The organism is Candidatus Zixiibacteriota bacterium, from assembly GCA_040756055.1.
Classification (GTDB): domain Bacteria; phylum Zixibacteria; class MSB-5A5; order GN15; family FEB-12.
In genome coordinates, this window is record JBFLZR010000002.1 from 71903 (window position 1) to 93941 (window position 22039).

Sequence of the window (22039 nt, forward strand, 5' to 3'; positions counted from 1 at the left end):
TCTACAGCACACATTCCTTTATTAGGAACCTGGCATCGACGGCTTTGCACATGTTTTTATCCTGAGAAGCAATGAACGGGTTTATGTCGATCTCCGAGAAACAGTCGAAATCGCTCACCAGTTGCGACAGCCGCAGCAGTGTTTCCTCGATCGTCTCAATAGACACCGGCGGGGCGCCACGGAAACCGGTCAAAAGCCGGTAGGACTTGATAGCCTGAATCATCTCCTTGGCATTGGCGTCGGTCAACGGGTTTATCTTGAAAGAGACATCCTTCATCACCTCAACATAGATGCCGCCCAGACCGAACATCAGAAGCGGGCCGAACGATGGATCGATAGTCATGCCCATGACTGTTTCGACGCCGCCGGAAATCATGGCCTGCATGGCAACCGAGAACTTTTCGCCCTGTTTGATTTTGCCAACGCGCCTCTTCAATTCGTTGAAAGCATCACGGACTTCTCTATCGGTCCTCAGATCAACCATTACCCCGCCGAATTCGGTTTTGTGCAATATGGCCGGGGTGTTGATTTTCATTACCACCGGATAACCGATGCTGTTGGCTCCTTCAACCGCCTGCTTGGGGCTTGAGGCATATTTGTATCCGGCCGCCGGGATGCCGTAAGCATGGAGAATCTCTATCGCCTGTTCACCCACGATAGCTCGGCCGCCGTTATCGAGCGAGTTTTTCAGTATCTGACGAACCTTATCGGAATCGACCTTGAAGGTTTGATATTTGCCCTTGGGCTTTTGCAGCCACCGCTTGTACTGGGAAATAGTAGAAAGCGTCTTCGCAATAGCCTCGGGAAATATGTAGACCGGAATGTTGTTTTCCTTGAGATATTCAATACCGGCCGAACTTTCGCCCGCACCCATGAAACAGGCCAGAACGGTTTTCTTGGTATCCCTGAGCGCCTCGTGAATATTGTGGGCAACCTCCAACTGGTTAATCGTCACCGGAGGAACGAATATGGGAATTATAGAATCGTAGCGGCTGTCATTCTTGACAGCATCGAGCGTCATCCGAAATTCCCTACCGGCGGCGCCGGCGACCATATCCATCGGATTCGAGAATGAAGCTTCGGCCGAGATGAATTTCTTGAGCTTGGTGACTGTCGATGGCGACAGTGGCGGCATTTCCATGCCGTTGTTGATGAGGGCATCGGTGGCCAGAATCCCCGGACCACCGGCATTCGTAACGACGACCACTCGATTGCCTTTGGGGACCGGCTGCTTGGCGAGCGCCGCGGCAACATCAAACAACTCTTCCACGGTGTCAACGCGCATGACCCCGGTTTGCTCGAAGAGAGCGTCGACACCCACGTCAAGGCCGGCCAGGGCGCCGGTATGCGACGAAGCCGCTTTGGCCCCAAGCTTGGTGCGTCCGGATTTCACCGCCACAATCGGCTTGACCCGAGACACTTCCCGAGCGATACGCGTGAAATTGAGCGGATTACCAAAATTCTCCAGATACATCAAAATAATATCGGTGTCAGGATCATCTTTCAAATAGGCCAGAATATCATTCGAGGATATATCGGCCTTATTACCGATTGACGCCACGTAAGAAAACCCGATACCGAGCTCGTTGGCATGATTCATGATCGCCTCACCCATAGCGCCTGACTGCGTAATGAATCCGACCCGCCCCGGCTTCGGATAAGTCTTGCCAAAAGTAGCATTCAGACTGACTTCCGGATTAGTATTAACCACTCCAAAACAGTTTGGACCGATCATCCGCATCCCGAACTCGTGGACAATCTCCAACACCTCGGTTTCGCGCTTCTTGCCCTCCGGCCCAACTTCGGAGAAACCGGCGGAGATAACAACGAGCCCCTTCACACCCTTTTCACCACACTGCCTGACAACATCCTTGACGAACAATTTAGGGACAATCACAATGGCCAGATCCACGGCGTCAGGAACATCGAGAATGGTGGAATACGCCTTGATGGAGTGAATAACCGGAGCTTTGGGGTTAACCGGAAAGACCTTACCGTTGAACTCCGCCACAAGGATATTGTGAAGAGTTTCACGACCTATGGTCCCTTTGCGGGTCGAGGCGCCGATAACAGCGACCGACTTTGGCTTAAATATGGCATCTAATTGTTGTTTCATAAGCTATTTCATTTCTTGATGTTAGCGTGTCGAGCAATTCCTTGCTCCTTGACGATCCGGCCCTCAAAAGATCCTTTCGCCTGTAAGTTATATCGTCGTTTGGCCTAAAAGAATCAATATAATCCAGGTAAAAAGTCAAGCCAAACTTGGCCTCTCATATAACATTTACGGTTGACTACCGGCTTCAAACAAAGCCGCCCGGATAACTCCGGGCGGCGGTACAATCAATCTAAAAGGCAAATACTAAAACGACTACTTCTTCTTGCCTTTGTCTTTCGAGCCGTACTTAAGAGTAGCCTGAGCGGCTGCCAGCCGGGCAATCGGCACGCGGTAGGGTGAACACGAAACGTAATCAAGACCGACCAGATCACAGAAGTAAATCGAGTCGGGATCACCACCATGCTCGCCGCAAATGCCAACCTTGAGGTCGGGACGCGTCTGACGACCCTTCTCAAAGCCGATTTGTATCAATTGCCCCACACCCGCCTGGTCAATGCTGACAAACGGATCTTGCGGCAGAATACCATTAGCCACGTAGAAATTAAGAAACTTGCCGGCGTCATCGCGAGAGAAACCCATCGACATCTGCGTCAGGTCATTCGTACCAAAGCTGAAAAACTCGGCTTCGGTGGCAATCTCGTCGGCCGTGAGAGCCGCACGAGGAATCTCTATCATGGTCCCGATGAGGTAGTCGAGTTTCTTGATTTTCTTTTTGTGAATAACCTCGTTGGCTACCCGCTGAATAACCTCTTTCTGGTTTTTCAGCTCGTTGATGTGCCCTACCAGGGGTACCATGATTTCGGGACGCACCGGATTTTTGTCTTTCGACACTTCGCAGGCAGCCTCGATAATAGCCCTGGTCTGCATCTCGGTTATCTCCGGGAACACGATGCCAAGACGGCAACCGCGATGACCGAGCATCGGGTTCAGCTCGCTGAGCTCGTCGATACGACGGATGACCTTTTTGAGATGCTCCAGATCCTCCTCGTACTCGTCGCTCTTCTTATCGAGCTCTTCGATCCGCCGTTTGATCTCGGCTCTTCTGGGCAAAAACTCGTGAAGCGGCGGGTCAAGAGTCCGGATGGTGACCGGGTAACCTTCCATGGCCTCGAAGATCTTCTTGAAATCCTTTTTCTGGAACACCAGCAACTTATCCAGAGCAGCCTGGCGCTCCTCGGTGGAATCGGCCAGAATCATTTCCTGAACGATGGGAATGCGATCTTCGGCAAAGAACATGTGCTCGGTACGGCAAAGCCCGACGCCTTCGGCTCCGAACTTCAGAGCCTGCTGTACATCGCGCGGCGTATCGGCGTTGGTTCTGACACCCAGACGGCGCACTTCGTCGGCCCAGGTCATGAACTCGGCAAATTCACCGGAGAGTTCCGGTTCGATCGTGGGAATTTCACCCATCATGATTTCACCGGTAGAACCGTTGAGAGTGATAATCTCGCCTTCCTTGATGATCAGCTTGCCGACCTGGAAGCGCTTCTTGGCGGCGTTGACCCGAATGGCCTCAGCTCCCGATACACAACACTTGCCCATGCCGCGCGCCACGACAGCGGCGTGAGAGGTCATACCGCCCCGCGCCGTGAGAATACCCACGGCCGCGCTCATACCCTCGATATCGTCGGGATTGGTCTCTTCACGTACGAGTACCGAGGCGTGATGACCGGAGTGTCGGACAACATCTTCAGCCGTAAAATAGACTTTACCCGATGCGGCGCCGGGAGAAGCCGGAAGACCACGGGCGATCACTTCATAGGTAGCCGCCGGGTCCAACCTCGGGTGGAGCATCTGATCGAGCTGACGAGGCTCGATTCGCATCAGGGCCTCTTCCTTGGTGATCAGCTTCTCTTTCACCATATCGACTGCGATCTTAATCGCGGCCTGTACGGTGCGCTTGCCGTTCCGCGTCTGAAGCATGAAGAGTTCGTTTTCCTGAATGGTGAACTCGAAATCCTGAACATCGCGATAGTGCTTCTCCAAGCGGCTCGTGATTTCTTTGAGTTGCTTGAAAGCCTCGGGCATCTCCTCGGCCAGCTGAGTAATCGGCTGAGGCGTGCGAATACCGGCAACAACATCCTCCCCCTGGGCATTAATCAGATACTCGCCATAGAATTCTTTCTCCCCAGTGGAAGGGTTGCGTGTAAAGCCAACACCAGTACCGGAGTTATTACCCATATTACCAAACACCATCGCCTGAATATTGACGGCGGTGCCGAGATCCGAGGGGATATTGTTCATGCGGCGATAAGAGATAGCCCTCGGCGTGTTCCAACTGCGAAATACGGCGTCGCGAGCCATACGCAACTGCACGAACGGATCATCCGGGAACGCCTCGCCTGATTTCTTCTTGACGATCGCCTTGAACTTCTTGACAATATCCTTAAGGTCGTTGACCTGAAGCGAGCTGTCCTGCTTAACGCGGCGTTCGGCTTTCTTCTTCGTAATCACATGTTCGAACAGATCCTTGTCGATACCCAATACCACATTACCGAACATCGAGATAAAACGACGATAGTTGTCCAGCGCAAATCTGGGATTACCGGTTTTCTTGCCCAGCCCCTCAACCGTGGCATCGTTAAGACCAAGATTCAAAATGGTGTCCATCATGCCCGGCATCGAGAACTTGGCTCCGGAACGTACCGAAAAAAGCAGAGGGTCATCGATATCGCCGAACTTCTTGCCGGCGGCCTTTTCAACCATCTCAACATACTTCTCGAGGTCCTTGTCAATATTCTTGGGAACCTCAAGCGAATTCTCATAATAGATATTACAGGCTTCAGTGGTGATTGTAAATCCGGGCGGAACCGGGATGCCGGCGTTGCACATCTCGGCCAGGTTGGCTCCCTTGCCACCCAGCAAATCCCGCATCGAAGCCTCACCTTCGGCTTTACCAACTGCGAAGAAATAGTAATATTTTCCGGACGAAGATAACTTCGTGGCTGCACTCTCAGAAACCTTATCGGCACCCTTCGTTGCAGCTGCCTTCGCAGCTGCTTTCCCGGGAGCTTTCTTGGCAGTGCTTCCCTTGGCGCGATCAGATTTAACCGTTCTCCTGGAGGAAGCTGCTTTCTTGGCGGACATACTTGTCTCCCTTATTTTCATGGTCCAAATTTTTCGGGAATCTATCAAAAAAAGACCCACAACGCAATAAAAAAGGCGATTGAGTTGGTCAAATATCCTCAATCGCCTTAAACTTTGTTCGTCCAGTCTTACATCGTAAAGAACCGTTCACCCTTGATGATCTTCTCCAGTATCCGAATGGTCTTCTCAACCGGTGAATGCATAATGTCGGTTGTGTTGTAGGTAGAACGTACCACCTCACGAGGGGCAATGAAGTTCGACTTGCCGCGCCCCCCGCGGGCTTTCTTCTTGTGAGTCAAGTTATACTGCCTCTGGTACTCCTTGGCTTTTTCCTTGTGCATCTGATAATACCGACGCTGATACTCGCGGCGAGCCTCAGCGGTCGATAAAGCCCCCGTACGCTTAGCTTTCCTCCCTTCGGTTCTTGCTTGAGTGGTAGTGTTGGTTTTGGCTGGAGTACCTGTCTTGGTCCGAGCCATTAACTACCTCACTTTCCCTGTGTGATTGACGTGGCTACCCTTTTAACTATGTCAATACCTACACTCTACCCTGGTTCCACCACCAAGCTAATTATATCCGTTTCGGTATTCTTGTCAAGGAAAATTTTTCATATTTTCATTTTTCCTTCTTATAACTTTCGAAAGATTAAAGACTTAGTTCTTCGTCATTTTAACGAAAAGCTAAACCGTTAATAATCAATTACTTATGCTGTTCGGGATACAAACCCATAACCCCTTGAAATACATATAATAGGTGAATAATGACGTGGAATTAGACATACAATTTCGATGCAACATACAATTTATACGCATCTTGAGCCCATAAGTTTAAGCGAAAATGAAGTTAACAAAAAATCCCACCGCCCGAAGACGGTGGGATTCATTTCGCTTTCGCGCCAGGAATGATATCATTTCCTGGTTTGGCTAACGCTGGACTTGGCGTACCTAACGATTTCCAATGTCGCGTATCCAGCCACCAGAAGCACCAGCAGCCAGAAAAATATCTGGTAGAATGCGGAGTGACCGGGATTGGGGGTTTCGGCAGCATTGAAGGCCTCGAGTCCCCAAACTTTGAGGAACTGCATTCGGTTAATAAAGAGTGAAATACGGGCCATGACAGTAAAGCCGAATGACGCCCCGAAACCGATCATAAGAATCCAGATGCCGAAAGTGGCGACGCCCCCAAAGATTCCCTTGTGTTCTTTCGAGAAGAAAAAGTACACCAGACCGGCTATCACCCCGGCGAACACTATTAACTGCGACAGACCGGATTGAACATCGAACAGGTTGAAAGATCCCTGCCCGAGAAAATTCGCCCAGTCGATTGTCGCCATGGTATCATAGAGCTGCTTGTTAACCCGGTTGGACATCTCGAGCGGTACGGCAATGCCTGCGGATATACCGATATACATAGCCATCGGCCAACGAGACACCCACTGCCACTTCATCGAGAAGCGGGTCCACATAAGGAGGCCCAGGAAGGCCGGTATCAGATACCAGGGCTTGGAAGAATCCAGCCAGAGCACATACCAGTTACCGTCTTCGAGACGATCGAACACCAGTTTGGGTATCAGTCCGTTATGCCAGAGCAAAATCGCAAAATAGCCCGCGGCCACACCGGTAACGATGTGCTCGGCTATCTTATAAAACGGGTTGTCCTTGTACAGGAACGAAAATGTTGCCAGCGTCAAAAACGCAGCAAAGGTTGTCCACAAGAAAGTAGTGAAATCCATAATTACTTCACTCCTTCCACTTTGGCCCTGCGGCCGCTGACGAAGTAGCCGATGTTGCCCAGGATAATAAAGGCTATGATCATCATGTGAGCGTACAACTGTACTCTCATGCCGTCCTTGGCCAGTCCCGGATTATCGGCCAGATCCTCGTACTGAGCCGCCCCGAGCATCCCGCCCATGATTCCGAAAATCTGACCCGAACCATAGAACGGATAATACTGCGCGGTGCTGACACCGGTCACGCCTATGGCCAGCGGAAAACCGTAGCGCCCTTGCCCGTAGGAAATCCAGTAGTCGGTCGAGTTGGTGCCGGAGATGTCTATCACGCAGGCGACATCATCGTAGTTCTGCACTCCCTTCATCATCGGCAGCGAGTCGAGAGGAGTACCGTAATAATCGGTCGGGAACGGCAGACGGAAATTCTGGCCCATGCTGAGGATAATGATGGACGGATACGGTTTGTATCCGAGGAAGACGAAGTCTTCGCCGTTGACAATCTCACGCGGTGGATAAGCCACGCCGTTGTATTCCTTCTCGACTTTCAAAGAGTCCGATATATCCCGAATGGCCTGATCGGCCATACCGGGGGCGTTTTGCGACAGCGCCGTGAAGAGCACTTTCAGGTTCTTGCGCCAGCACTGTTCGACAATGGCATATGTCATAGGGTGCAGCTCCGCCAGTGAACCGGGGTCATAGTCAATCGGGACCATGACGATTTCGCCCGGCGGGAGGCTGTCCACGAAATCAAAAATCGCCTTTACTTCAGGCTCAACCAGAATGGGAACGGGGAAATCGAAAGCGTAGGTCACCACGCAGACGATAATCAGGAAAAGAAACACCCAGCGCCGGTCGAGCTTCATTAGTCTTTCAAATATATCCATAGCTCAACTCCTTATCCTTTCCCCATATATCCGCGTTCGATACCCAGAATGACTTTCAGCGCCGTGGCCACGATACCGAGACCGACTCCGATAATAATCGCTCTCTGGGCGGCCAGGTTTGGCACGTTCATCAGCCAGTTGGAAGCATCCGAGAGATATGGTGAGATTGGACCGAAATACGGATTGAATCTCATCATTACCACCAGAGCCGCCATCAGAAGCAGGGTGGCCATCAGGTTGCGCGCCCTGAAAGCCCGATAGGCGGCCGACGCTATGAAAAACGCCAGCAAAGAAAACATCGTCGCAAAGATCGGAATAAGGATATTGTCGAAGAAGGCCACGAACATCGTACTGCGCAGCCCCTCGGCGGTCCTGAAGTGAAAAGCCCAGGCATCATCGAGTATGCCAATGAGAATCGTGGCGACGAAAAACACTGCCGCCAGCCCCAGAAACAGCGAACGACCGCCCTGTTTCGCCTGCCGGGCCTGTATGATCATTATGAACGTAAGATTCAGGGTGATGACAAAGGGGAAAAACCATCCCCATCTCTCACCGTTTTGAGTCGTGAAACCGAAAAGCATCATGGTCACCAGGCCGGTCAGAGTCAGATAGGAGTAACCCCAGTTCGGTTTGCGGGTGACAATTTTGTCAACGGCCACCCGGTACATGGACCACAACCCGAGAGCCATGGCGAAGATACCGATGATAATGGTCCAGTCGAGCAAAAACTCATACACCCATTCGGATGATTCGTGTGGGACGAAGTACTGGAAGATCATGAACAGTCCAAACATTCCCACGAGAAAAACAGGAATTTGTCTTTTCATAATTCAGATCCTCCTAGTCAGCTACTTCAAAATATTTGACGAGTTTGGCTGCCCACTCCCAGCCGTCCAGCAACGCCGTATTGGCGGCCACCAGGCCGAGCAGGGCCAGTACAATCACAGCCGCCTTGGCGATATCCTGTGCTTTCAGCGAACCCAGCAGAATCGGCTCGCGTCCGAGATAGGCCGATGCCGCATAAAGTTCTTCGCCGATCAACGTGTAGTCACAGGCCACAATGAAAAACGGGATCTGGGCTATCTCGTCGGTGCCGGCAATCTGGATCGAACCGGCCACCGCACCGGTTTCAGCGAGAAGCAGAGATTCCGCGAAGAATTTACCCATATACACATTGGTCGCCGGCAGTTCGCGAAGCATGATACCGTTAACGGCAGCCACATAGGCGAATTGTAAGGAGGTGACGAAATGCACCGTGTCTTCTTTGTAATCATCAGGGCGACCGGCATCAAGATACGCTGTCTTAACCACTTCCTGCGCCACGGCCATAACGACGGGATCGTAGGCCGGCACCAGAAGCGATGTCTGATACTCCGCGACCCGCTTGGCAACGCGTCCGAGTATCGTGAAGGAGGCAATGGTTGCCACCATATCAGCCGACCCCAGACCCATAACGTACAGAATAGGCCGACCCATTTCGGTGGCGCGGCCAATGGCGTCATCGACAGCCTCGATACCGGCCAGGGGGCGAACGAACAGATCGGCGCCCCGACGCGCTCTCTGAACGAAATAGACAGTCAGGATGCCAAAGAATATCACAAACCAGAAAACCGGCACGCGGTCGCCGTTGAACCACTGCCCCGAACTCTGAACCGGTCCGACAATCTCTGATTCCGCGCGATAATCCGGATTCGCCGTCACCGCGTCTATGCGATAATACATGTCACTGAAATCGGGCAAGTAGTCTGCCGATTCTTTCTCCTTGGTGCCGACATTGTTGAATGTCCTGGTTCCGGCCGGCGCCACTCCAACCTCAACCCACGAGCCGTTTTGCGGATAAGCGGCGTGCGCCTGCGGCAAACCTGCCAGAGCGCCCGCAATTTTCTCCCTGGTCCGCTTGATCGCCTCCGCCACCTGAGCCTCATCCAGCGACACGAACACCTGGCTGATTGAGTCCATCTTCGAGTCCAAAGGTGGAGGCGTATAGCCGTCGGCCAGCCTCGACTCCAAAAATGCGAGCGTATCGCGAAGATGCGGAATCGAAGCCATCAAGTCCGGCATCCACCGGAAAATCTCATACATCGTAACATTGTTCTTACCCTGCCCGTCGTCGGCAGACAACTCCCACTCAAGAGTAATGGTGTGTCCGTGGTCGTTGTCGGTGTCATAGGCCTTCAACTGCGTTACCGGAGCAGGAAAAAGCGTTGAGTCAACTACCGTTGAATCGGACTCGACAACAGGGACATCCTGAGCGGAAGCAAAGCCGAAGCTTGCGATGAGCGATAGGCAAAGAATAATCGGTTTATGCTTCATACAGTGCTCCCTTTTTGTTAAGGGATATGTTCAATTGATTAATTCCAACCAGTCTCTGAAAAGAAATGTGATTCGTCCAACGAGTAGCGAGATACGACCCATCACGGTGTATCCGAAGGAGGCGCCGAAAGTGACCATGAGGACCCAGATGCCAACCCGTGAACCGATACCAAAAGCGCCTTTGTGCTCCTTGGAGAAAAAGAAGTAAATCAAGCCGCAAAAAACACCGAGGAAAATCACCCAATTACCGAACATAACCACCAGTTCCCCGGTGGCGGAAAGATCAAGATTCGAAAGAAAATGTCCGACTCCCTGCCACTGTGTTCCTAGTAGCGGCACAAAAGTCGATGAAATCTGCTTTATGAAATCCGAACGCAAATAACGAACAAAATTCAGACCGGCGGTCGTACCCACGATGAAGGCCAGCGGCCAGCGCGAGATCCATCCCCCCTTGGGTGAAAGACGCATCAACAGCAAAACGCCGAGAATAACCGGTATGTAAAAAAAGAAATTATAATCGCCCGGTTGGGGAGGCACCTTGAAATATTCGGAAAGACTCACGGACAGACGCGGGACCAGGTTTTGAACGATCGTTGTCCAGAATCCCATACACATCCAGAAGGCGGCCGATACCCCGACGAAAAGATGTTCAGCAAATTTGTAGAAAGGGTTATCCCTGTACAAAAATGACAAAACCGCCAGAGTCAGAAAAGCCGAGAAGGTGACAAGCAAACCACGAAGGATGTAGTGCTCGTGTTCCCCCTTGTATGAGCCCGTCTTCAGATACCAGCTCAGCAGAAAAAGGGCCAGTACGACCGCCATGACAATATAGAGCGGGCGTCTCACTGCTTCTTCTCCTTGCGCCGGCTTCTGAAATAGATGACGTTACCGATAATTATGAACGACATAATGACAATGTGCGCCAGAGTCTGCGGGCCCATCATTTTCAGACCGGGCGAATCCATATCCTCAAACCGCTTGTGGGTGGTTTTCAAGACGTACTCATATTCGGCGGCGCCTTTCACCCCACCAAGGATACCGACAACCTGTTCAGGGTAATAAGGATACATTTGAGGGGCAATCACGGCCGCCACGCCTACCCCGACCGGAACGCCGGCCGGGTCACCCACGAAAAGGATCCACTCTTTCGGTCCGGGGGCACCTCCACCGATCGCTACGACGAGGTCAAGATCGCGGCACGAGTTGATGCCGTCGAAGATACTGACACTGTCGAGCGGTACGCTATTGACGTCAGTTGGAAACATCTTCCTGAAGTTCGTAACGATGACATTGAGCACACCCTCGTTGCCCGCCTTGTAACCAAGACTCACATAATCGACACCGTCCACCTTCTCCGGGAAACCCGGTAGAATGTACTCGCTCAAGGACTGAGACAACAGCGCCTGTCCTGTCGCCCACAGGGACATGAATATTACCCGGTGTCCTTTCTCCAGACAGTGGCGGCTGATCGCATTGGCCATCGGCTGTACTTCCGGAGCCATAGCCGGATCGAAGTCGAACGAGAGCAACACGGTAGATCCTGCGGGAAGACTTTCCACCTTGTCGAACAGGGCCTGTACGACAGGGGTCGGTTTTTCAGAGAACGTGATCGGGAAAAGTATTGGGGCGGCAACCGCAATGAAGATAAACAGAAATATTATGCGACGGTCCACCTCACGGGCGAGGACCGACCTTATCAGAAGGGCCACGAGACCGCCAAATATGATAACAAGAGAGAGTATTATTCCTATGTTACCCACGGTCTTCTCCCAGATAGGTACGTTCTATACCGAGGATTAATCGCAACGACATCGACACCACGCCCAGACCGATACCAATAATAATGGCTCGCTGCCCCGCCAGATTCGGAGAATTCATAAGCCAAACGGCCAGGTTCGGGATCTGAAGCACCGAAAACGACTCCGGAATCCAGGCCGTCAGCATCGTTCCAAACGGAGTACGCCCCAGAAGGATGATGAAGGCCGCTATAAGAAGAATAGTAGCCTCGTTGTTCTTGGCTCGAAAAGCGCGGTAGGATGCCGAAGCGACAAAAAAGGCCAGTAGCGCGTACATCGTCGACTGCAGCGGGTTGAGAATGTAATTGAATACCTCCTGAAACCAGGAACCTTCGGCTGTGACCTGCGCGGCAATTCCCCCATCGTTTCCTATCTTGAATAGTCCGATAATGAGCATGCAGAAAAACCCGATCAGGGTAACGATCGAAAACCACCAGTCCGCCTTGCGGCGTCTGAGCTTGGTAACATGAACCCGAACGAGATTCCCGCCGCCCAAGAAAAAGGCAAATACCGCAATGATGTCAAAGAAAAGCGTGAAGTTCTCTCCGAGATTCTCCATCGGGGGAATAAAGACGGAGAAAATCAGAAGCGCTCCTACGAAAAACGTAATAAACAGCGGTACCTGACGTCTCATATTTTAGTCACTTTGTCGAAAAAACGCCACTCAACCAGGCGACGACATCTTTCATGAATTGCACATCCCAGGCCTCACCTGCCGTCATGGCAATCACACCGACAATAATGGCTACCATGGCGATGCCCTTGCCTACATCCTGTCCCTTCAACGAACCCAGCTGCATCGGTTCTCCCGACAAATAAGCCGATGCGGCGAACAACTCTTCGCCGATCAAAGTAAAATCACATGCTGCGATGAAAAACGGAATCTGCGCGGGCCGGGCCGTTCCGGCAATCTGAATAGCTCCGATATAATTGCCCGTCTCAGCGAGAATCAGCGATTCCGCGAAAAATGCACCGAGCAAAAACACCGTGGCGGGTTTCTCGCGCACCATGATGCCATCGACCGCCGCCACATATCCGAACTGCTCGTCGGTAACATACGTCACCATGTCATCGCTGTATTTGTCCGGGCGACCGGCAGCCTGATACGAGGCTTTGACTGTTTCCCTGCCGGCCGTCATCACCAGAGATCGCGACGTCGGCATGAATATTCGGGTATCATAATCGGCGATTACTCGTGAGATGCGCCCCAGGATAGTCAATGCCGCCAGTGTCTGAACATCATCCATATCGCGAATCCCGGGAATAAACAGTATCGGCCGACCCATTTCCGTTGCTCGTCCGACCGCGTCATCAACCGCCTCAAGTCCGGCGATCTTGCGGACGAACAACTGCTTGCCGCGGCGAGCGAAAGCTATAAACATTACCACCGAGCCACCAACTATCAGCGCGATCAGAAAAAGCCACTTGCGCTCCATGTCGACCAGTTCCCACTCGGGAGACATCGGTGCCGTATGAGTGGATGACACCTCGAAATTCTGCGACAGCGTGCCAACATAATAACTGTATGTGGAATCGGAATCGAGTCCCTCGTCCAGGTAGTGATTCACCGCGGGCGGCAACTCTCCCACCAGAACCGGCTCGCCGTCGTTCGTGATACGGTAAACCCGATAGCCGATAACTTTGCTGTCCAGCAACTGATCGTCAATAGACGGAACCCACTCAAGCGAGATGGCATCGCCGGCGTCGTACTTGTGATCGCTGGCTATCAAAGAGGTAACCGGCGCCACTTTGACAACGGTCGAATCCACAAGGGTATCAGATGGAATAATGTCCGGAGAACTGCCTTGAGCCAGCAATGATATGGGAAGAATCAGGAAAATTAGGAGGACTGAAAATCTCATTTCATGAATTTTTTAACCGGTAACGGTTATCCTCAGGCATGTCATGTCTATTTTATCATCCCCAGCCAGTCACCGAGCAAGAAGTCGATACGCCCAATCAACAGCGACATACGGCTCATAACAGTGTAACCGAACGAAGCGCCGAATGTGATCATAAGAAAAAATACGCCGACCCTCGCGGTAACTCCAAAAGCCCCGGTATGGGCCTTGGAGAAAAAGAAATAAACCAGTCCGCTGAAAGTACCGATGAATATGACGAAAGCACCAACGATAGCGCCAGTCCCGGCATCAAACCCACTCCCAAACGTTGTCGAGAACAGCGGTACCATGGTCGCCTGAACCTGGACCATCACGTTCGAGGCTACGTAGTTTATTAACCACAACCCGGCAGTGGCACCGACAATGAAAGCCAGCGGCCAGCGCGAGAGCCAACCAATTTTGGGAATCAGTCGCAAGAGCATCAGAAAACCAAGTACGGCTCCCACCCAGAGCATGGGATCTTCGCCCTTGCCGATCCAGAACTTGCTGTAGAAATTGTCCCAGAAGTAAACCACGACCCAGTAACCGGCTGAAATACCCACAAAGATGGCCTCGGTGAGCTTATACCAGGGATTGTCTTTATACAAAAATGAAAAGATACCCAGAGTCAAAAACGCTGCTAACCAGAGTGTAAAATGCTCGAATACGGCTTCCATTTAGTCTTGCTCCTTAGCCTTTCAGCGCCGATTTACGACCGGACATAATAAAAGCAACGTTGCCGATAATCACGAAGGCGATGACCACAAGATGTGACACTGACTGCGATAACATATACTTGGTTCCTTTGGCGCGGGCATTGGCTGCCCTTTCAAATTCGGCGGCTCCGCTCATACCACCTAGCAATCCCGTCAACTGACCTGAGCTGAGATAGGGATATACAGTCGGAGCCTGGACGGCGGTGTTGCCCGCTCCCAGTTTGACGCCATAACGGTCGACAGCAATCTGTACCCACTCGACCGTCCCGGGAAATCCCGAGGAGAGATTGAAACAGTAGTCTATGTTCGAAAAGTTTCTTATGTTCTTAACCAACGGGAGATCGTCGTATGGTATCCCGCCGTAATCGGTACGAAACATCGACTTGAACGAACCACCCATGCGCTGGATCACGAACTCGTTACCCGATTGAAAACCGAGGTTAACATAGTCGACGCCGTACTTAAGGTTCTTGGCGGCAATATCGGGTTCAGCCAGAATCTTCTCGAGCGCCAGGACGGCCTGCTGGGGACCCTGGGGCCAGATACCCATAATTATAACTTTCAGGTCGCGCTGGAAACAGATGCGAAGGAAGGTCTCGGCCATCGGCTGAAGTTCTGGGGCCGTGGGCGGGTCGTAATCAAACGGGATAAGCACTTTGGAGCCCGGTTGAAGCTCCATAACCGCATCGTACACGCCCTGCACTGCGGGAGAAACGGGCATCTCCTGGCTGAGCTTCATAAACAGCGGCACCGCAACAGCCACGCCTACATACAGGAACACAATCCGTCGTTCAATCAGTTTACCCTGAAGCGTTAGCACAAGTATCCACAACAGCGACGCCAGCAGGATGCCTACCACTATCAATGACACGACCGTCGAAAACTCTATCGGCTCCCAACCGGAAACCTTGCCTATATAGAAAATCAGGCAGAAGACAAGAATAGCGGCAACAGCGATAAGTTCTTTGAGCCTGATAGTCATAACTATTCTCCACTCCCGATATGTGCTCGCTCGATACCCAGTATAACGCGCAACGAAGTTGACACTACTCCCAGGCCGATGCCAATCATAATCGCACGCTGGCCGGCAGTCTGCGGATAATCCATAATCCAGTTAGCGAGATCCGAGAAGCGATAGCCTTCCGGCATAAACGACGTAAAGAAGTCACCCACCGGTACGCGTCCGATCATCACCAGGAAAGCGGCAATCAAAAGCAACGTGGCTTCGAAATTTCGCGCCCGAAACGCCCGATAGGAAGCCGATGCGACAAAGAAAGCGAGGATGGAAAACATCGTCGCCGACAGCGGATTGTACATATTATTGTAAAGCCAGTCAAAGGCTGTCCCAGGGTCACGATAATCTCTGCCTTCCCAAAAGCCTATGACTGTTATAAGAATGAACGAGAAAATTATGACAAGAGAATAAACCCAGTCTTCCTTGCGGTCGAGGACCTTCTGGGCCGAAAGCTTTATCAGGTTCAAAGCGCCCAGCACGATCGCACAGGCGGCTATAATTGAAAACCAGTCAGCAAACCAGGCATCCATGCGATTGAACGGAAAATGTGGGATAAAATAGCTGACTACAAAGGTGATGCCGACAATCGCTGTTATTAAAAGTGGTACTTCTCTACGCATAATTATTTAACCATAAACAGATTGGACAACTGCCACACACCGAAAGATTCCAGAATAACGCCTATAATCAGCGCCACCAGAATAATTCCTTTACCAATGTCCTGTCCCTTGAGAGAACCCAATAGTTTCGGCTCTTTGGACAGGTAGGACGACGCCGCAAAAAGCTCCTCGCCTATTAACGTATAATCGCAAGCGGCCACGAAAAATGGCAGCTGAGCAGGCATTGCCGTACCCGCAATTTGAATTGCACCAATAGAGTTGCCCGTTTCTGCCAGAATCAGCGACTCGGCATAAAACTGTCCCATATAAAAGATGGTCGCCGGCTTCTCACGCACAAACATGCCATCAACAGCCGCAGCATATCCAAACTGATCGTCCGTAAGATAATGAACCTGATCCGGTTTAAACGCATCGGGACGCCCGGCTTTCGAATAGGCCTCTTTGACAACCTCTCTGCCCGTTACCATCACCAGCGAACGGCAGACAGGAACATCCAGATATGTTTCATATTCAGCGGCAAGTTCGGCTACACGACCCAGGATAGTCAATGAAGCTATCGTCTGCATGTTATCCATATCGCCCAAGCCGGAAATATAGAATATCTTTTTGCCCATCTCCGTGGCCCGACCCACCGCCTCATCTACCGCTTCCATACCGGCAATTCGGCGAATAAACAGTTTCTTTCCCGCTTTGGCTTGTCTAATGTAATAAACGATGAAGAAGCTCAAAAGAATTACCGCGACCATAACATTTACCCGTCGCTTGTGGAACCATTGAGGTGAAGATGTTACCGGCAGAGTCACCGCAGATTCAGACACAAATTCCCGTACCTCACCGGTTTCAGTAGTAACCCGATTGAGGGCCGCTACCTTATAGACATACCGGATTCCATCGGCGGTATTGCCATCATCGTTGGAATACTCATCCTTGCCGGCCGGTCTTTCGCCAACCAACGTAAATTCGCCCGGTTGATCATCTATATATTCCGCCCTGAATACCGAATATCCTTTGACTTTGCCACCTTTATGATCGTCGGGCGATGGATTCCAGGCAACAGTAATAGCCCCTCCACCATCATTCGGTGTGTCTTTGACTGTGACATCGGTAGGCGGCAGCGGCCTGGCGTTGGCTTCAAGAGTATCGACGGGGGTCAAAACAGAATCAGCAATGGCCGGCGTTTCCTGGGCGATTGCTGATATACTTAAGATTATTATTGAAAATAGCGCTAAGACGAGATAAGGGGACTGGCAAACCGAAAGGCTTTGTTGATTGCGGCAAGAGCGCTTCAAACTGTCGTTCCTTGCTTCAGTTTCGTTTAACCGTAAGGCTACTTTCGAAATCAATAACGGTTTTCTACACCCGAATGTCCAAGCCTTTCAGACAACCCACCAATAATTATCTGTATATCAGCCAAGGGACAAAACAATAAGACGGCAATGTAACCGCCACCCCCACTTAAGTCAAGCGAAAAAATCAACACGCCTGTCGATTTAATTAGACAACAACATCTTACGACAACAAGCCAGATTCGAACGACCGGCCCGGGGTGTTTACTTGATGTCCTTTCTCACGGGATACTTTTCGTACAATTTGCGTCTGATTTCGACCGAACGAGTCTGCCGGCGGCATCGTCGGTAAGGGTAAAAACGCTCTTTACATTTCAAGGGCTTTTTGGTATAATGGCAAACTTGGCGGCAATTTACCGCTCGGCCCGAGCTATCTCTTTATGATAGCAGGAGATAATTGGAGTTTGTTAAGTATCGTGAAATTCAAATATACAGGTAATTTTAATGGCTAAGTTCGAAAATCCAGATGACATAAAGGTCATTGTCGCCACCGACTGCGGATCTACCACGACCAAAGCAATCCTGATTGAATACGTCAACGGAGAGTACCGTCTGATTACACGCGGCGAGGCTCCCACCACGGTTGAGGCCCCATTCGAAGACGTAACCATGGGGGTGCTCAACGCCGTTGCTGAAGTCGAAGAGTTGTCGGGACGCAAGCTGCTTGACGACGAAGGCCGTATTATTTCCCCCCGTCAGGGCAACGTTGGCACCGATGTTTACATCTCGACCTCCTCCGCCGGTGGTGGTCTTCAGATGATGGTGGCCGGGGTTGTCCGATCCATGACCGCGGAATCGGCCGAACGTGCCGCTTTGGGCGCCGGTGCTATTGTAATGGATGTCATCGCTTCCAACGACAAAAGACTCCCCCACCAGCAGATTGAGCGAATTCGCGCCTTGCGCCCGGACATGATTTTGCTGTCCGGTGGTATTGACGGCGGTACGATGACTCACGTGGTCGAAATCGCCGAGCTTATCTCAGCCGCTGACCCGCGGCCCCGTCTCGGATCAAGTTACAAGCTGCCCATTATATATGCGGGCAACAAAGACGCTACCCAGGCGGTAAAAGACACCCTCGCCGACAAAGTCGACCTCAAAACGGTTGAGAATCTTCGACCCGTCCTCGAACGCGAGAACCTCGGCCCGGCCCGTGAAGAAATCCATGAGCTTTTCATGGAACACGTTATGGCTCAAGCTCCCGGTTACAAGAAACTTATGTCGTGGACCGACGCTCCGATCATGCCGACGCCGGGCGCTGTCGGACTTATCATTCAGACCATCGCCAAAATTTACGGTATCGAGGCCCTTGGGGTGGATATTGGTGGAGCAACGACCGACGTGTTTTCGGTTTTCCGCCCGGATGGCGAGACGCCCGTGTTTAACCGCACGGTTTCCGCCAACCTTGGCATGTCCTATTCGATCTCGAATGTGTTTGCTGAAGCTACCTTGCCGATGGTCATGCGCTGGGTGCCCTTCAAGATGGACGAGCGCGACCTTCGCAACCGCGTCAAAAACAAAATGATCCGGCCGACAACCATCCCTCAGTCGATGGAAGAGTTGATCTTCGAACAGGCTATCGCCAAAGAGGCTCTCCGCCTGGCTCTCGTACAGCACAAAAATTTCGCCACCGTACTCAAAGGTGTGCAGCAGCAGCGTACGATTGCCGACGCTTTCGAGCAGTCGTCATCAGGCGCCACCATCGTCAATATGATGACGCTCGACATGCTCATCGGTTCCGGCGGCGTGCTCTCCCACGCCCCGCGCCGGCAGCAGTCGGCCCTGATGATGATCGACGCTTTCATGCCCGAAGGTACCACGCGACTGGCCGTCGATTCGATCTTCATGATGCCGCAACTCGGCGTTCTCACTGAAGTCCAGCCTAAAGCGGCCACCGAAGTTTTCGAAAAAGATTGCCTCATTCACCTCGGTACATGTGTAGCTCCGGCCGGAACGACCAAGAAACCCGGTCCGGTTATGAAGTATACCATTGAGCTTCCTACCGGTACCGTCTCAGGTACCCTGCAGCATCTGGAAATGAAGCGTTTCGAGTTGGGCATACAGGAGAACGGCCTCCCGATGACAGCCAGAGCAACGCTGGAACCGGAGCGCGGCTATGATGTCGGCGCGGGCAAGGGAAACAAGGTTGTCAAAGATCTTCACGGCGGCGTCGTGGGCATTATCCTCGACGGTCGTGGCCGCCCGTTTGACCTGTCGACCCTCAGCGAAGATGATAGAGTGAAATATCTTAAACAGTGGATGACTGAACTCGACATTTACCCGGCTGATAAATTATGAGCAAAGGTGGTATAAAGATGCTCAAGATGATGAGACTCATAGCGCTGGCAGCGCTGGCTTGTATGTTGATTGCCGCTGAAGGTGTCGCGAAAACCTACGTCAGCCTCAACGGTAACTTCTATATCAACTATCCCGAGGGGTGGGAACAGATTGACTTTGTAACCGTCGACGCCTTCCTGCAGCGAGGCAGTGCCGATGAGAGCCTGTACAACTACGATGCGGTCCTTGCCCCCTCAAGTTCCAGCCCCTTTTTCGCCACTGAATACCTGATCGTAACTCTGGAAATGGTCGGTCAACTGTCCGATTACCAAGTCGACTCGGTCCTCAGGGAATTTCAGGGTGACTACAGCCGCTCGATCGTGTCGCAACCGTTCGATACTATGTTGACCCGGATAACAACGAGCCGGCCGAGCTTCGATTCTGTCCTTATGACTCTAAGTATCCTGAGCGACATCTATCAGTCTCAGAATGAGTTAAAAAAGAATCTGACAGTAATGAAGTTTTACGACAAGGGCATCGCCACATTCTATTTCTATTCGCCTGATACCATGTTCGACAGCAGCAAAAAGACTTTCTCGGATATTGTTCATTCGTTCGGTACCGAAAACGTTAAAGCCGCTCTCCCAAAGGAGGCTGTCAAGGTGGCCGACATCAAAACCGATGAGCAAGGCAATCTCAGAGAAAGCGGCTCCAAGATGACCCTTTACTTGAGCATCGGCGTGCTGGCGTTGCTGATAATTTTCATTGTCGTACGCATGAAGCAAAAGAGTAGTTAGCTTTTATATAATGTAGAAAGGTTCTCCGAATGGCACATGCATATACACCGGGCCTTAAGGTCACTGAGCGACTCCTCGTCAAGAAAAACCGGATCCTCCCTTTGAAAGGTGAAGTGATCGTGAAGGTCGGTGATAAGGTTAACCCCGATGATGTCGTCGCCCGTACCCACCTCCCCGGCAACGTTGTTCCTCTAAACGTCGCCAATAAGCTCGGTATCCCCCCGGAAGACATGGCCGAGGTGATGGTTCTGAAAGAAGGCGAGCCTATCAAAGAGGGGGAGCCGATTGCGGTGAAGAAGGCCATCATAAAGTGGTTTTCAAGTTCCTGCAACGCCACCATCGACGGCACTCTTGAGTCTATTTCCAGCGTAACAGGTCAGGTTCTTCAACGCGGTCACCCTATCCCGGTCGAAGTAAAAGCATACTTGAAGGGAGAGGTCGTGGAAGTCATCCCCGAAGAGGGGGTTGTCGTGAACTGTATGGCTACTTTCATCCAGGGCATTTTCGGCATCGGCGGCGAAACTTTTGGCAACCTTCAGGTGGCGACCAAGGATAACATCACCATCCTCGATGACAGCCTTATCAATGAAAGCATGTCCGGCAAGGTGATAGTCGGCGGTTCGCTGGTGACAGCCGATGCTATCAAAAAGGCCGCAAAGGTCGGCGTGAAAGGCATCGTGATCGGCGGATTCGACGACAAAGACCTCCGCGACTTCCTCGGCTACGATATCGGTGTCGCCATCACCGGATCCGAAGAAATCGGCGTTACTCTGGTAGTTACCGAAGGTTTCGGTCAGATCAATATGGCCAAAAAAACCTTCGACCTGCTTAAAGCCAACGAAGGCAGGATGGTGTGTATCAACGGCGCCACTCAGATCCGCGCGGGAGTGATTCGCCCCGAAGTAGTCATTCCAAAAGAAGACGAAAGCACGCGCGAAAGAGATCGCGAGGCCGCTCCCATGGAAGGCCTGGGCATCGGATCGCCGGTTCGCGTAATCAGGCACCCGTATTTTGGAATGCTTGGAAAGGTCTCCGACCTTCCAGCCCCTCTGCAAAAGCTGGAGTCCGAGTCCAAAGCGCGTATTCTGGAAGTGGAGTTCGAGGACGGAGTGAAGGCAATTGTCCCAAGAGCGAACGTAGAAACGATCGAAAGCCGGTAGCCACACAAGAACATAAGCACAAAAAAAGCCTTCCGCCGATGCGGGAGGCTTTTTTGTTTCGCAATTATCAGCTACATGCTGTCTACTGGCGTCTCTTCGGCCGGCATCACTGTAGTATCCACAGCCGCGGAATCCATTCTCGTGGAATCCATCTGCTCGGCCTGCTGGACCTCAGCCGGGACCTTATCGGTCTGCTCGGCCTCTTTCTGCCCGCACCCGATGGTGAAAGCCAGGACCAACGCCACAATCATAAGCAGTATAACTACTTTCTTCATACTAACTCCTCTCCCATGCGTTCCCGTTTTG

At 51.8% G+C, this 22039-nt stretch carries 19 protein-coding genes; 3 read left to right on the forward strand and 16 right to left on the reverse strand.

Translation table 11 applies throughout. The features are described from left to right. Position 1 precedes the first annotated feature (1 nt). The 15 genes from AB1483_03665 to AB1483_03735 all read right to left on the reverse strand — a co-directional run bounded on the left by AB1483_03665 (position 2) and on the right by AB1483_03735 (position 17310). Positions 2-2116, reverse strand: a complete 2115-nt coding sequence (locus tag AB1483_03665; protein MEW6411553.1) for an acetate--CoA ligase family protein — start codon at positions 2114-2116, stop codon at positions 2-4. Between the two features lie 252 nt (positions 2117-2368). After that, positions 2369-5203, reverse strand: coding sequence for a pyruvate, phosphate dikinase (gene ppdK / locus AB1483_03670; GenBank protein ID MEW6411554.1), 2835 nt, complete (start codon positions 5201-5203; stop codon positions 2369-2371). Between the two features lie 128 nt (positions 5204-5331). Continuing rightward, positions 5332-5682: a hypothetical protein gene (locus AB1483_03675; GenBank protein ID MEW6411555.1), complete on the reverse strand. Its 351-nt coding sequence runs from the start codon at positions 5680-5682 to the stop codon at positions 5332-5334. A 428-nt stretch (positions 5683-6110) separates the two neighbouring features. Continuing rightward, positions 6111-6935 (reverse strand): hypothetical protein, encoded by an 825-nt coding sequence (locus tag AB1483_03680; protein ID MEW6411556.1) that lies wholly within the window; start codon positions 6933-6935, stop codon positions 6111-6113. A 2-nt stretch (positions 6936-6937) separates the two neighbouring features. After that, on the reverse strand, positions 6938-7816 hold the full coding sequence (locus AB1483_03685) for a hypothetical protein (GenBank protein MEW6411557.1): 879 nt from the start codon (positions 7814-7816) through the stop codon (positions 6938-6940). Between the two features lie 11 nt (positions 7817-7827). Beyond that, the gene (locus AB1483_03690) at positions 7828-8643 is read right to left on the reverse strand and encodes a hypothetical protein (GenBank protein ID MEW6411558.1); all 816 of its coding nucleotides are present in this window, start codon (positions 8641-8643) and stop codon (positions 7828-7830) included. 13 nt (positions 8644-8656) lie between these two features. Then, entirely contained in the window at positions 8657-10129 is a 1473-nt protein-coding gene (locus tag AB1483_03695) for a DUF6754 domain-containing protein (GenBank protein ID MEW6411559.1), read from the reverse strand. Between the two features lie 30 nt (positions 10130-10159). Further along, positions 10160-10975, reverse strand: a complete 816-nt coding sequence (locus tag AB1483_03700) for a hypothetical protein (GenBank protein ID MEW6411560.1) — start codon at positions 10973-10975, stop codon at positions 10160-10162. Further along, positions 10972-11889, reverse strand: a complete 918-nt coding sequence (locus AB1483_03705) for a hypothetical protein (protein ID MEW6411561.1) — start codon at positions 11887-11889, stop codon at positions 10972-10974. Before AB1483_03705 ends, AB1483_03700 begins: the two co-directional genes overlap by 4 nt. Next, entirely contained in the window at positions 11882-12559 is a 678-nt protein-coding gene (locus AB1483_03710) for a hypothetical protein (GenBank protein MEW6411562.1), read from the reverse strand. The genes AB1483_03705 and AB1483_03710 overlap by 8 nt, the downstream gene beginning before the upstream one ends. Positions 12560-12566: 7 nt before the next feature. Continuing rightward, positions 12567-13787 (reverse strand): fibronectin type III domain-containing protein, encoded by a 1221-nt coding sequence (locus AB1483_03715; protein ID MEW6411563.1) that lies wholly within the window; start codon positions 13785-13787, stop codon positions 12567-12569. A 47-nt stretch (positions 13788-13834) separates the two neighbouring features. Continuing rightward, complete coding sequence (locus tag AB1483_03720; protein ID MEW6411564.1) at positions 13835-14482, reverse strand: hypothetical protein; 648 nt, start codon at positions 14480-14482, stop codon at positions 13835-13837. A gap of 13 nt (positions 14483-14495) precedes the next feature. Then, complete coding sequence (locus AB1483_03725; protein ID MEW6411565.1) at positions 14496-15503, reverse strand: hypothetical protein; 1008 nt, start codon at positions 15501-15503, stop codon at positions 14496-14498. Positions 15504-15505: 2 nt separating this feature from the next. Beyond that, positions 15506-16156, reverse strand: coding sequence for a hypothetical protein (locus AB1483_03730; protein ID MEW6411566.1), 651 nt, complete (start codon positions 16154-16156; stop codon positions 15506-15508). A 2-nt stretch (positions 16157-16158) separates the two neighbouring features. Next, entirely contained in the window at positions 16159-17310 is a 1152-nt protein-coding gene (locus tag AB1483_03735; GenBank protein ID MEW6411567.1) for a fibronectin type III domain-containing protein, read from the reverse strand. 636 nt (positions 17311-17946) lie between these two features. On the opposite strand from AB1483_03735, the gene AB1483_03740 reads away from it, so the two are divergent. The 3 genes from AB1483_03740 to AB1483_03750 all read left to right on the forward strand — a co-directional run bounded on the left by AB1483_03740 (position 17947) and on the right by AB1483_03750 (position 21733). Then, on the forward strand, positions 17947-19797 hold the full coding sequence (locus AB1483_03740; GenBank protein MEW6411568.1) for a glutamate mutase L: 1851 nt from the start codon (positions 17947-17949) through the stop codon (positions 19795-19797). Next, on the forward strand, positions 19794-20573 hold the full coding sequence (locus AB1483_03745; protein ID MEW6411569.1) for a hypothetical protein: 780 nt from the start codon (positions 19794-19796) through the stop codon (positions 20571-20573). The genes AB1483_03740 and AB1483_03745 overlap by 4 nt, the downstream gene beginning before the upstream one ends. A 101-nt stretch (positions 20574-20674) precedes the next feature. Continuing rightward, a complete protein-coding gene (locus tag AB1483_03750) occupies positions 20675-21733 on the forward strand; it encodes a hypothetical protein (protein MEW6411570.1) in 1059 nt (352 codons plus the stop codon). 71 nt (positions 21734-21804) lie between these two features. On the opposite strand, the gene AB1483_03755 is transcribed toward AB1483_03750, so the two are convergent. After that, the gene (locus AB1483_03755) at positions 21805-22008 is read right to left on the reverse strand and encodes a hypothetical protein (GenBank protein MEW6411571.1); all 204 of its coding nucleotides are present in this window, start codon (positions 22006-22008) and stop codon (positions 21805-21807) included. Positions 22009-22039 lie beyond the last annotated feature (31 nt).

Coding starts and splice junctions, on each gene's coding strand:
- AB1483_03685 (MEW6411557.1), bottom strand. CDS start 7,816: ATGGATATATTTGAAAGACTAATGAAGCTCGACCGGCGCTGGGTGTTT.
- AB1483_03665 (MEW6411553.1), bottom strand. CDS start 2,116: ATGAAACAACAATTAGATGCCATATTTAAGCCAAAGTCGGTCGCTGTT.
- AB1483_03740 (MEW6411568.1), top strand. CDS start 17,947: ATGGCTAAGTTCGAAAATCCAGATGACATAAAGGTCATTGTCGCCACC.
- AB1483_03695 (MEW6411559.1), bottom strand. CDS start 10,129: ATGAAGCATAAACCGATTATTCTTTGCCTATCGCTCATCGCAAGCTTC.
- AB1483_03690 (MEW6411558.1), bottom strand. CDS start 8,643: ATGAAAAGACAAATTCCTGTTTTTCTCGTGGGAATGTTTGGACTGTTC.
- AB1483_03730 (MEW6411566.1), bottom strand. CDS start 16,156: ATGCGTAGAGAAGTACCACTTTTAATAACAGCGATTGTCGGCATCACC.
- AB1483_03680 (MEW6411556.1), bottom strand. CDS start 6,935: ATGGATTTCACTACTTTCTTGTGGACAACCTTTGCTGCGTTTTTGACG.
- AB1483_03710 (MEW6411562.1), bottom strand. CDS start 12,559: ATGAGACGTCAGGTACCGCTGTTTATTACGTTTTTCGTAGGAGCGCTT.
- AB1483_03755 (MEW6411571.1), bottom strand. CDS start 22,008: ATGAAGAAAGTAGTTATACTGCTTATGATTGTGGCGTTGGTCCTGGCT.
- AB1483_03675 (MEW6411555.1), bottom strand. CDS start 5,682: ATGGCTCGGACCAAGACAGGTACTCCAGCCAAAACCAACACTACCACT.
- AB1483_03725 (MEW6411565.1), bottom strand. CDS start 15,503: ATGACTATCAGGCTCAAAGAACTTATCGCTGTTGCCGCTATTCTTGTC.
- AB1483_03745 (MEW6411569.1), top strand. CDS start 19,794: ATGAGCAAAGGTGGTATAAAGATGCTCAAGATGATGAGACTCATAGCG.
- AB1483_03715 (MEW6411563.1), bottom strand. CDS start 13,787: ATGAGATTTTCAGTCCTCCTAATTTTCCTGATTCTTCCCATATCATTG.
- AB1483_03720 (MEW6411564.1), bottom strand. CDS start 14,482: ATGGAAGCCGTATTCGAGCATTTTACACTCTGGTTAGCAGCGTTTTTG.
- ppdK (MEW6411554.1), bottom strand. CDS start 5,203: ATGTCCGCCAAGAAAGCAGCTTCCTCCAGGAGAACGGTTAAATCTGAT.